7 protein-coding genes are annotated in these 12375 nt (G+C 37.6%); 5 read left to right on the forward strand and 2 right to left on the reverse strand.

All coding sequences use genetic code 11. From position 1 onward, the window contains the following. Positions 1 to 91: 91 nt before the first annotated feature. Together argH and AC3WTA_RS17820 are read left to right on the forward strand one after the other, a co-directional pair. On the forward strand, positions 92 to 1600 hold the full coding sequence (argH, locus tag AC3WTA_RS17815; protein WP_000813984.1) for an argininosuccinate lyase: 1509 nt from the start codon (positions 92 to 94) through the stop codon (positions 1598 to 1600). Positions 1601 to 1666: 66 nt separating this feature from the next. Further along, on the forward strand, positions 1667 to 2500 hold the full coding sequence (locus AC3WTA_RS17820; protein WP_000615389.1) for a GNAT family N-acetyltransferase: 834 nt from the start codon (positions 1667 to 1669) through the stop codon (positions 2498 to 2500). A 35-nt stretch (positions 2501 to 2535) separates the two neighbouring features. Here AC3WTA_RS17820 and AC3WTA_RS17825 read toward each other — a convergent pair whose 3' ends face one another. Then, positions 2536 to 3285 (reverse strand): (S)-benzoin forming benzil reductase, encoded by a 750-nt coding sequence (locus AC3WTA_RS17825; protein WP_001271045.1) that lies wholly within the window; start codon positions 3283 to 3285, stop codon positions 2536 to 2538. 117 nt (positions 3286 to 3402) lie between these two features. On the opposite strand from AC3WTA_RS17825, the gene AC3WTA_RS17830 reads away from it, so the two are divergent. Then, positions 3403 to 10875: a DUF7507 domain-containing protein gene (locus AC3WTA_RS17830; RefSeq protein ID WP_001116432.1), complete on the forward strand. Its 7473-nt coding sequence runs from the start codon at positions 3403 to 3405 to the stop codon at positions 10873 to 10875. A gap of 47 nt (positions 10876 to 10922) precedes the next feature. Here AC3WTA_RS17830 and AC3WTA_RS17835 read toward each other — a convergent pair whose 3' ends face one another. Then, positions 10923 to 11480, reverse strand: coding sequence for a CatB-related O-acetyltransferase (locus AC3WTA_RS17835; RefSeq protein WP_000898178.1), 558 nt, complete (start codon positions 11478 to 11480; stop codon positions 10923 to 10925). 135 nt (positions 11481 to 11615) lie between these two features. On the opposite strand from AC3WTA_RS17835, the gene AC3WTA_RS17840 reads away from it, so the two are divergent. Together AC3WTA_RS17840 and AC3WTA_RS17845 are read left to right on the forward strand one after the other, a co-directional pair. Next, positions 11616 to 11957: an ASCH domain-containing protein gene (locus tag AC3WTA_RS17840; RefSeq protein WP_000639513.1), complete on the forward strand. Its 342-nt coding sequence runs from the start codon at positions 11616 to 11618 to the stop codon at positions 11955 to 11957. Then, positions 11954 to 12349 carry an NUDIX hydrolase gene (locus AC3WTA_RS17845; protein ID WP_000620840.1) on the forward strand — a complete coding sequence of 132 codons (396 nt, stop codon included), beginning with the start codon at positions 11954 to 11956 and terminating at the stop codon, positions 12347 to 12349. Before AC3WTA_RS17840 ends, AC3WTA_RS17845 begins: the two co-directional genes overlap by 4 nt. The last annotated feature ends 26 nt before the right edge of the window (positions 12350 to 12375 follow it).

Genomic DNA, 12375 nt, shown 5'->3' on the forward strand with positions numbered 1-12375 from the left:
GAGAGCACCGAGTTTATTTTTATGTACAAGCACTTTTTTACTCTCTGTGGGTATGATGGGTATTAATACTTAAGTGAGAGGGGAAAAGGTGATGAAACAAAGTAAAGAAGAGTTTATAAAGAGTGAAGGCGCTGATTTCCCTGGGAAAACATATGTGGATTGTGTATTACAACATGTATTTCATTTTCAACGAAATTACTTATTAAAAGATATGTTTCAAGTGCATAAAGCACATATTACAATGCTGACTGAAGAAAATTTAATGAAAAAGGAAGAAGCTAAAGTTATATTACACGCACTAAAAAAGATAGAGGGAATTCCAAAAGATCAATTGCTATATACAGAGCAGCATGAAGATCTCTTTTTTCTAGTCGAACATTTAATTTCTCAAGAAGCGAAATGCGATTTTGTAAGTAATATGCATATTGGTAGAAGTAGAAATGATATGGGTGTAACGATGTATCGTATGAGTTTAAGGCGATATGTACTACGACTAATGGAGCATCATTTGTTATTGCAAGAAAGTATACTACAACTTGCTGCTGATCATAAGGAAACGATTATGCCAGCTTATACACATACACAACCAGCGCAGCCCACAACATTTGGTCATTATACGTTAGCTATTTATGATACGATGCAGAGAGATTTAGAACGAATGAAACGAACGTACAAACTTATAAATCAGTCTCCAATGGGAGCTGCCGCTCTTTCCACAACAAGTTTCCCAATTAAACGAGAGCGAGTTGCCAATTTACTTGGGTTTACAAATGTAATTGAGAACTCATATGATGCTGTTGCTGGAGCGGATTATTTATTAGAAGTTAGCTCGTTACTTATGGTAATTATGACGAATACGAGTAGATGGATTCATGACTTTTTATTATTAGCGACGAAAGAATATGATGGTATTACTGTTGCAAAGCCATATGTACAAATAAGTAGCATTATGCCGCAAAAGCGAAATCCAGTTTCCATTGAACATGCCCGTGCGATTACGAGTAGCGCTTTAGGAGAAGCATTTACAGTATTTCAAATGATTCATAATACACCATTTGGTGATATTGTCGATACAGAAGATGATTTGCAGCCGTATTTATATAAAGGAATTGAAAAGACCATTCGTGTTTTTTGTATTATGAATGCAGTGATTCGAACGATGAAAGTAGAAGAAGAAACGTTGAAAAGTCGTTCTTATAAACATGCAATTACGATAACTGATTTCGCAGATGTTTTAACAAAAAACTATAGCATTCCATTTCGGCATGCGCATCATGCAGCGAGTGTTATTGCGAATATGTCATTGGAGCAGCAAAAGGAGCTGCATGAATTACATTTAAAAGATGTAAATATATACTTACAAGAAAAATTCAAAATACATTTATTAGAAAAAGATTGGAATGAAATTATATCGCCAGAAGCATTTATTCAAAAAAGAAATGTATACGGTGGACCGAGTAAAAAAGAAATGGAGCGTATGATTAAAAATCGAAAAGAGTCATTTCAAAAAGAAGAAGAGGTATTTGAAAAAGAAAAACAGAGAATTTTACAAGCTGAAACTGATTTGAATATGTTAACTTCGCATAATATTGAATCGTAAAAGAGGGATTTAATGAATTAATCGCCAATACTTAATGAAACTATAAATAGAGGGAAGAGATTGTCGATGATTCAATTACATGTATACGAAGAGATTCTTAATTTTAAAGAAGAGGTTACACCATTTTTAGAAAAGAATGAGCAGGAAAATAATCTCATATTAGGTGTATTACAAATGGTCCAACAACCGATATTTATGGGGGTAGCCAAACAAGAGGAAGAAATTGTAGTTGTATTTCTTCAAACAGAAGAAAAGAAACAAATCATTGTTGCTACGTCTGAAATTGCGGAAGAGGATATCGTGGAACTTGCAAAAAAATTAACGAAAGTATATTCAAATGTTCCTGGATTGATTGGTAATAAGAAAATTGTACAGAAATTAGCGGAAGAGATTGCCGTGTTAGAAAATAAGAAAACGAATGTTGTAATGGAGCAAGGTGTGTATGCATTACAACAAGTTAAGAAGAAGTGGACCGAGGATGGGTATTTTCGAGAAATAGGTAGTGATGAGCTACCATTAATAGAACAGTGGATTTATCAATTTTGCGAAGATGTAAGGCTTCCTACTACGAAAGAAGAAGCGAAACAAACCGCTCATACATTAATTACGAACCGTCGTCTATTTGGTTTAGAAGTAGATGGGAAGCTTGTTTCTGTAGCTGCAAAAACGAGACCAACTACAAACAATATAACAGTTAATTTCGTATATACACCGAAAGAAGCGCGGAAAAAAGGGTACGCATCTAGTTGTGTCGCTGCACTTAGTCAACGTATGTTAGATGAAGGATATAAGACGACTACGTTATATACTGATCTAGCAAACCCTACGTCTAATAAAATTTATCAAGAAATTGGTTATGAAAAAATTGCGGAGTCTGTACTTATATTTTTAGAGAAATAAAATGAAAAGGCACGCTATTAGAGCGTGCCTTTTTGTTATTCATCAATTCGAATGACTTCACCTTGCGGGAAATTCTCAGTTTCTAGTAAGCTACGAATTGCTTTCGCAACGTATTCAGGTGACAGTAGTTTTCCTTCTTCTTTTAGTGCGATGAAGCGGTCTAAATTTATGAAGTCTTCTTTATTTGTTTCACGAATTTGTGCTTGCATACTTGTATCAACAACACCAGGTGCAAAAGCGACGATTTTTACTGGATATTCTTTTTCTGCTTCTTCGGTTGCTACGCACTGTGTAAACATATTTACACCAGCTTTCGTTGTACAATAAGCGCCCCATCCAAAATAAGGATTTTTTCCTGCACCAGATGAAATGTTTATAACACGTTTATCTACTTTCCAGTCTTTCGTATATCTCATGAAAGTAGAGGTAAGAATCATCGGTGCAAGTAAATTAATTTGAACGTTTGTAATGAAAAGCTCGCTTTCTGCCTTTTCAATTGGCTTCATTGGTGCAACCGTGCCTGCATTATTAATTAAATGAATAGATGATATATTGTCTTCCTTCATAGATGAAAGGATCTCGTTAAAGTTAGTTTCTAATTTATGTACATCTTGAAGATCTAAGGAATGAAAAATGCAATGACTGTTATTTTGCTCTGCGAGTTTAGTAAGCTCTTTATTTTCTCTTCTAGAAATAGAGATGACGGTTGTATTTTCTTCTAATAATTGTGTGGCGATTGCCTCACCTAAACCTTGTGAAGTTCCTGTTATGATAACGTAGCGCATAGTGTAGTAAACTCCTCTCCATATATGTGGAATTTTGTTGGACAACGTACATTGTATAGTTTGTCTACATTTTATAGTATAGAGCACTTTTTACTATAATTGAAATGAGATGATTGTGTGCCTTTTATGAATCGCTTTACAACAACAGTAACTGGTGCCGTCACGTTCACTGGGAACACGTTAGGACTAAGTCCTACATCGCCTGCACCAAATAATAACTTCGGTACGATTGATGTATTTACAACGGTAAATACATCGCTCCAAGTACCTGGATTCCCAGCAGGAACGACGAATGACTGGCCATTAAATTCTTCAAGTGCAATTTTGAATCTTCCGGCAGGGAGTAGTATTTTATACGCAGAACTAGTATGGGCCGGCACATACCGGACCGATACAGAGGATGTTTCAGCTTTTTTAAATGATAACATTACATTTACAACACCGGCAGGAACGTTTTCTGTTACACCAGATCCTGCAACTGCGCAGCAAGGTTCAGTAGGGAACCAGTTTTATTACGTACGTTCAGCTAACGTAACGAATCTTGTTAATACAGGGGGAGCGGGAACATATACAACGGGTGCTGTACCGGCTACAAGAACTTCTGCTGATCCAACGGTCAGTCGTTCAGCTGGTTGGACGCTTGAGGTAGTTTATCAAAATACAAGTTTACCACTTCGGAATTTGTCAGTGTATGCAGGCCAAGAAATTATTGATGCTTCATCACCACCAGTTGATGCTACTATTTCAGGTTTCGCAACTCCATCTACAGGTTCTGTTACAGGAAGAGTACTTGTAACTGCTCAAGAAGGTGATTCTAACATTGTTGGAGATCAACTTCGCTTTGGACCGAATGCGAATGCTACAGTTGCTTTATTCGGACCGAGAAATCCCGCAAATAATTTCTTTCAGTCACAAATTTGTAATGATAGTGGGAATTTAGATACAACTGGCACCTTTGGAAATTTGAATCAGCCGTTAGGGATAGCTTTAGCCGTCCGAAGACAAGGATGGGATATTACGAATGTAGATGCCTCGTCATCATTAGTAAATAATCAAACGTCAGCGACTGTTCGCTTCGTTACAAATGGAGATGGATATGCTGCAGCTGGTTTTGGTGTTCAAATTGATGCGACAGGGCCAATTATAAATCCTGTTAAATCTGTTGATAAAACCGTTGCAGCAGTAGGTGATATTCTCACCTATACGATTACTGTTCCGAATACAGGGACAGGAAGTGCAGAAAACGTTGTATTACAAGACAGTATTCCGAATGGAACTACGTTTATAGCAGGCAGTGTTACAGTAGGTGGAGTAACTCAGCCGAGCGCCAATCCAGCTAGTGGAATTAATTTAGGAACGATACCGAATAATGCTCAAAGAGTTGTCACGTTTCAAGTGAGAGTTACGTCATTCCCGAATCCGAATCCAATTTCAAATCGTGCGATGGTGTCATACCAATTCCGTCCTTTTGTTGGAAGTCCTCCTATCACAAGTACAGCTTCTTCAAATACAGTACAGACGACGGTAAATCGCGCAAATGTAAGTTTACAAAAATCTGTAGATCTACAGACGGCAACAATTAATGATGTATTAACGTACACAGTGAATGTGACCAACGATGGGAATGTCGCTGCAAATAATGTTATTTTTGTTGATAGTATACCTGCTGGAACAACGTTTATAACAAATAGTGTTACGGTAAATGGAGTAGCGCGTCCAGGAGCAAATCCGGCAAGTAGTATTAATCTTGGAAGTATTAATGCTTCGCAAACGACTGTAGTGCGCTTTCAAGTTCGAGTAACATCTAATCCTCTTGTAAATCCAATTCCAAACCGTGCGAGTGTAACATTTAACTTTATTCCAGTGCCTGGTCAGCAACCAATTTCAGGCCAAGCGACAAGTAATACTGTATTTACTACAATTAATATAGCTGATATAAGAACGAGAAAAACAGTAGATAGAGCTTTTGCGACAGTTAATGACGTTCTTACGTACACCGTTACAATTGAGAATACCGGGAATGTACTTGCGACGAATGTTATTTTTCAAGATCCAATCCCAATTGGAACGACTTTTATCCTAAATAGTGTGACTGTAGATGGGGTTTCACAACCTGGGGCAAATCCTGCGACTGGGTTTACCGTAGCGAATATATCTCCTGGCGGAAGTAGGACAGTGACTTTTCAAGTACGAGTGACATCTACACCATCAGGAGGTACGATTGCAAATCGTGGAAATGTGTCTGCTAATTTCGTCGTTATTCCGAATCAGCCACCGATAACGATTAATAGACAAACGAATACAGTTGTGACACAAGTTAATACAGGCGGTTTAAATGTAATAAAAGAAGTGAATACAATGCAAGCGGCGGTAGGGGATACTTTAACATACACAATTGCCGTCCAAAATACAGGAAACGTACTGTTAACAAATGTATTTTTCCAAGACCCTATTCCTTCCGCTGTTTCATTCGTTGCAAATTCTGTAACAATTAATGGAGTACCACAAAGTGGATTGAATCCAAATACAGGATTTTCTCTTCCAAATATTCCTGCGGCTCAAACAGTTGTAGTCACATTTGACGTATTAATTGTACAGGATCCAGAAAATGAAGATATTTTAAATCAAGCAAATGTAACAGCGAGTTTTCAAGTGAATCCGAGTGAACCACCAGTAACAATCAATGTTCCGAGTAATGTTGTGAATACAACATTACAATCAGGGAACTTTGAAGTTGTGAAGGCAGTGAATACGGATGTTGCAACGGTAGGGGATGTTTTAGTATATACAATCGAAATAATTAATGCAGGTAGTGTAACAGCTACAAATGTGTTTTTCCAAGATTCAATTCCGCAAGGGACTTTATTTATTGAAAATAGTGTATTGGTTAATGGTGTTTTACAAGAAGGGGCAGATCCAGAACTTGGATTCCCATTAAATAATTTGCCTACTGGCACGAGTGTAATTGTTACGTTTGAAGTATTAATTGATGAAATTCCCCAAGGAAATAATGTCGTCAATAATGCGAATGTCACTGGAGATTTCCTTGTAAATCCAACAGAGCCACCAATTACTGTAACAGTGCCAAGTAATACTGTTATGACAGTGGTGAATTCTTCAGGGTTAAATGTAATGAAGAGCGTAAGTGCTAGTGAAGCAGGTGTAGGGGATACGTTAACGTATACAGTTCGTATACAAAATAGTGGAACAGTAGCAGCAACAAATGTATCATTCCTTGATCCAATTCCATCTGGAACAACGTTTGTAGCAAATAGTGTAACAATAAACGGAACGTCTCAACCAGTTTTAAACCCAACAACTGGATTTCCGCTTGCTAATATTCCAGTAGGAGGAACGGTAACAGTTGCTTTTCAAGTGACGATCACGAGTGTACCACCAAATAGAGTTCTTCCGAATAATGCGAATGTAACAGCTGATTTTCAAGTAAGTCCTTTGCAGCCGCCAATTACAATTGTAACAATTAGTAATATTGTTGTGACACGAGTGAATGTAGGATCAATTAATGTAATAAAGAGTGTAACTACACCACAAGCAGGTGTAGGAGATACGTTAACGTATACGATTCGTATTCAAAATACAGGAACTGTTCCTGCAACGAATATTATTTTTCAAGATCCAATTCCGTCTGGTACTGCGTTTGTAGTAAATAGTGTGACGATAAATGGAGTCGTTCAGCAAGGCGCGGATCCTATGGCAGGTTTCCCAGTACCAAATATTCCTGTCGGGCAAACGGCTACGATTACGTTTCAAGTTACAGTGACGAGCGTTCCGAGTGGTGGAAATATAAGAAACCAATCGAACGTTACTGCAAGTTTTCTTATAAATCCAGCCAATCCTCCAATAACAACTGTTACGAATAGCAATTTCGTCGTGACGCAAGTAAACACAGCGCAGTTAAATATACAAAAATCTTCATCTGTACAACAAGCGGCACTTGGAGAAATTTACACGTATTCTGTTGTCATTAGAAATAATGGAACGGTAACAGCGACGAATGTCTCTTTCATTGATCCAATTGCTTCAGAAACAACATTTGTAGCAAATAGTGTAACGATAAATGGAACTCCTCAACCTGGATTTGATCCAAATATAGGTTTTACGCTTCCTAATATAGCTGCTGGCACATCATTGACTGTAACGTTCCAAGTAACAGTAGTTGCACCATCCACGCGTGGAGCCGTACTAAACACCGCATCTGCAACAGCTACTTTCTTATTAAATCCTTTACAGCCCCCTGTAACAACAACAAATTTAAGTAATACGACAGTAGTTACGATACCGTTACCTCCTCCTGGTGAAGTAACAGCAACAAAAACAGTTGACGTTGCAACTGGAGCGGTTGGGGATGTATTAACGTATACCGTGCTAATTTCAAACGTAGGAATTATACCTGTTACAGATGTGTTCTTCCAAGATGTCATACCAGAAGGAACGACATTTGTAGAAGATAGTGTAACGATAGGTGGGGTGCAGCAACTTGGTGTAAATCCAGAAATAGGATTTACAGTTACTCCATTATTAATTAATGGTGGAAGTATTGAGGTAACGTTCCGAGTGACGATTACAGAAATTCCAGATAATGAAGTCATATTAAATGATGCAGACGTTACATTTACTTCACAACCAAATCCGCAGGAACCACCGATTACGGAAACGATATTAACAAATTTAGTCGTTACGACAATTAATATAGCGTTTATTTTTCCGTTAAAACTAGTAGATAAAGAAGTAGCGATTGTAGGAGAAATTTTAACGTATGATGTATTGATTTTTAATTTTGGAACAGTGGCAGCGACGAATGTTCAATTTATAGATACTACTTCCGCGGGTGTAGCATTTGTACCGGGAAGTGTGAGCATAAACGGGGTACCAGCACCGGGATTAGATCCGTTCATCGGCTTTACAGTTCCAGATATACCTGTAGATGATTTTGTGCTTGTCACATATCAAGAGATGGTAACGAGCATACCAGAAGGTGGTACAGTTGTTAACTTTGTAGACGTTACCGCTACATTTGCTGTAAGTGAAACAGAACCGCCTATTACTGAGACGACGACAAGTAACACGACATTAACCGAAATAAATGAATCTGGTTTGAATGTTTTAAAATCAGTAAGTGAGCCGATTGTTGCAGTAGGCGATACAATCACATATACGACAGTAGTTCAAAATACGGGAACAGTGACGGCGACGAATGTTCAATATAGTGATGTATTACCTTCCTCTATAGCATTCGTGCCGAATAGTGTAACGATAGGTGGTGTGATACAACCTGGGTTCAATCCTAATAATGGATTCCCGCTGCCAGATATAAATCCAGGGGGAAGTGTAGAAGTCACATTCCAAGTAACCGTTGTTAGTGTTCCATCAAACGGAACAATTGCCAATACGGCAAATGTTACTGGAAGCTTTATATTAGTACCAGGAGAACCACCAGTTATAGTAAATCAGCCAAGTAACACAACGCTCACAACTGTAAATAGAGGACGATTTAATGTTATTAAACAAGTAAATAGAACAGCTACTCTCGTTGGAGATGTATTAACGTATACGGTTCAAATAACGAATACAGGAACAGTAACAGCAAATGATGTTCAGTTTATTGATACAATTTCAGCAGGAGCGTCATTTGTATCGAGTAGTGTAACGGTAAATGGAGTTTCGCAACCAAACTTAAATCCGATTACTGGATTTGGAGTTGGAGATATACTCGTTGGTGAAACCGTTATAGTGACGTTTCAAGCGATAGTTACAACCATCCCGTCATCAGGAACAATTACGAACGTTGCAAATATAACAGGAAACTTTACTTTAGTGCCAGGAGAGCCACCTGTTGTAGTAACTGAACCGAGTAATACGACGATAACAAGGGTAAATAGAGGGCGCTTTAATGTTATAAAAACCGTGAATAAGCAAGCAACGCGATTAGGAGATACGTTAACGTATAGTGTGCAAGTTACAAATACGGGAACGGTAACTGCGATAAATGTTCAGTTTATTGATGTCCCATCGCCTAGTTTAGAATTCGTTGCAGGAAGTGTGCAAATAAATGGGATTCCACAAGTAGGTTTAGATCCTTTTGTAGGCTTTTCATTACCGGATCTTGCAGTAGGGGATAGCTTATTAATCACATTTGAAGTAAACGTAATCGCAATTCCGCCTTCTAGTAGCATTATGAATACAGCGAGAGTAACTGGTGATTTCGAATTGATTCCAGGAGAACCACCGTTTACAATTACGAATTCAAGTAATACGACAGTCACACCAGTAAATAGAGGCAGTTTAGATATGCTGAAAGAAGTAGATCATTCAATTGTTGGAGTAGGAGAAACGGTAACGTACCGTGTTCGCATATTAAATACTGGTACGGCTGATGCAATGAATGTTAAATTTATTGATGTACTATCTCCGGAAGCTGTTTTTGTACCAAATAGTGTAACGATAAATGGAGTAGCGCGTCCGGGAGTAAATCCGCAGGTTGGATTTACGATTTTAGACATTCCAGTCGGTGAGACGGCGATTGTAACATATGAAGCTACGATTACGAGTTTTCCAGATGGTGGTACAGTAGTGAACGTTGCTGGGGCATCAGCAGAATATATTTTAGTACCAGGAGAGCCGCCAGTTACAGTGATGGACACGAGTAATACAGTTATTGTAACGGTAAATACTGCAATCTTATTTGTTGCAAAAGGAGCAAACTTTGAAGTAGCAATGGTAGGAGATGTTGTCACTTACGGAATTGCTGTTATAAATGATAGTACAGTTCCTGTGACGAATATTGTTTTAACGGATATCATTGATCCGAATACGCTATTTATAAATGGCACGGTAACGGTAAATGATGTACCTTTTCCATTTGCCAACCCGAATACGGGTATTCCGTTAGGTGATTTTCAGCCAAATGATGCAGCTATTATTAATTTTCAAGTTGTAATAACAGGAGGGCAAATAAATAACTTAGTTACAAATACAGCGACAGCGAGTGGGTTTGCAACTGTGAATCCAAATGAACCGCCTGTAGTAGTTGAAGGCGATAGCAATACAGTTGTTATCCCGTTTATTCCTCAAAATGTCTCAACGACAGTCGTAAAAACAGCGGATCATCAAACAGCAACAATTGGAGATGTTATTACGTTTACGACAGTTATTACAAATATGGGAGATACAGCGATACAAAATATTCGTTTTCAAGATATGTTAGATAGTAGTGTTCAATTTGTCCTTGGAAGTGTAACGGTTGATAATACGCCAGTGCCAAATGTAAATCCAGTATCAGGATTTCTGATAGGAAGTTTAAATCCAGGTGAAGCACGCACAGTCTCGTTCCAAGTAGTAGTTCAGAGTGCGCCAAGTGGTTCAGGAAATTATATAAATCAAGCGAGTATTCGCTTCGAACATCAAGTAGGTACAGTGTTACCACCTGTTACACAAATAATAGAAAGTAATATTGTGGTCATACCGTTCGTCCCAACAATCGAACAAATTTGTGAAACAAACTTTAATTGCTTAGATAAAATTCCATTTCAATGTTCTCCGTGTAATCAGTTGCACGAACATAAAAAATAAAACAAAAAAGAGCATCCTATTCTTTCAGGATGCTCTTTTTGTATTAATCACATAGATTCATTTTCGGGCGAGGTAAAAAACTCGTTGATTTTGTTGGAAAGTAGAAATGGAATGGCTCCTTTTATTACAGAAATATCCCAATCCCACCATGCAAGATTCTCTAGTTTGTCAATCGTTTCTTGGGGGAAACGATATCGAATAAATTTTGCAGGATTACCAGCTACAATTGCATATGGAGGTACGTCTTTTGTGACAACACTCTTTGCCCCAATAATGGCTCCGTTACCAATTGTAACACCAGATAAAATGCAGGATTGATAACCAATCCATACATCGTTGCCGACTACGATGTCACCTTTTGAAGAAGGATGACCAGTAATATGTGCTCCTTCATTAAAAAATGCATTAAATGGGTAAGTTGTTATCCAGTCTGCGCGATGTTCACCGCCAAGTATGAAAACGACTTCTTCTCCTAATGAACAAAACTTACCTATTTTTAATTTCGTTTCATCATTCCAAGAAAAAATGGTTGGACCTACTTTACTATAAGTATAATCACCAATATCATATTTATTATATTCAGGTTTTTGATTTAAAAATAACATAACAAATTTAGCATCCTCTCTAAAGCAAGTAATGGATATGGAACATTATATGCAACTTGGAATAAGTCGAACTGTGTTGTATGAATTGGTAATACACAATTAGTAGGTGCAACGAATAAAAAGGGAGTGGAATGAATGATATACAAAATGGGATTATATAATAAACCTTTTCAGTCAATTAAATCAGGAAAAAAAGTATATGAAGTACGTTTATACGATGCAAAACGTCAACTTATAAAACAAGGCGATCATATTGTATTTACGAACCTTACGACAGCAGCAACGATGACTGTCAAAGTGACGGAAATAAAACGATACGAAAGCTTTAAAGCAATGTACGAACAAATTGATAAAAAATTATTGGATTGTGAAAATGATAGTTTAGAGGAAATGCTAGAAAGTACATACAAAATATATACGAAAGAACAAGAAAAAAAGTGGGGAACAGTTGCGATTCGTATTGAGGTAATAAAATGATAAGAAATCGCGGCGGGGCTATCATTGTGCAGGAAGGGAAAATTGCTCTTATAAAACGTATTCGAGAAGGGGAAACATATTATGTTTTTCCAGGCGGAGGAATTGAAGAAGGAGAAACAGCTGAAGAAGCAACGAAGCGAGAAATTTATGAAGAATTAGGGGTACATATAAAAGTGGAGCATCTGATTGCAAAGGTGGAGTATAAAGGTACGGAGCATTATTTTAATGCCCATATTATAGATGGAGTTTTCAGAAGTGGTAAAGCTGAAGAATTCAAGCTGAAAGATAGAGGGAGTTATATTCCGTTGTGGTTGCCGATACACGAGTTGGAAAAAGTGAATATAAAACCGTATGAAGTGGTTGGAAGTATATTCAATCATTATAAAAAGTAAGGTCTGACAACATACAAAAAAAACCA

The sequence above is a fragment of the Bacillus sp. EB106-07-01-XG149 genome (assembly GCF_058791555.1).

Excerpts from the sequence above, each read along its gene's own strand:
- argH (WP_000813984.1), top strand. The coding sequence starts at position 92 with ATGAAACAAAGTAAAGAAGAGTTTATAAAGAGTGAAGGCGCTGATTTC.
- AC3WTA_RS17820 (WP_000615389.1), top strand. The coding sequence starts at position 1,667 with ATGATTCAATTACATGTATACGAAGAGATTCTTAATTTTAAAGAAGAG.
- AC3WTA_RS17825 (WP_001271045.1), bottom strand. The coding sequence starts at position 3,285 with ATGCGCTACGTTATCATAACAGGAACTTCACAAGGTTTAGGTGAGGCA.
- AC3WTA_RS17835 (WP_000898178.1), bottom strand. The coding sequence starts at position 11,480 with ATGTTATTTTTAAATCAAAAACCTGAATATAATAAATATGATATTGGT.
- AC3WTA_RS17840 (WP_000639513.1), top strand. The coding sequence starts at position 11,616 with ATGATATACAAAATGGGATTATATAATAAACCTTTTCAGTCAATTAAA.
- AC3WTA_RS17845 (WP_000620840.1), top strand. The coding sequence starts at position 11,954 with ATGATAAGAAATCGCGGCGGGGCTATCATTGTGCAGGAAGGGAAAATT.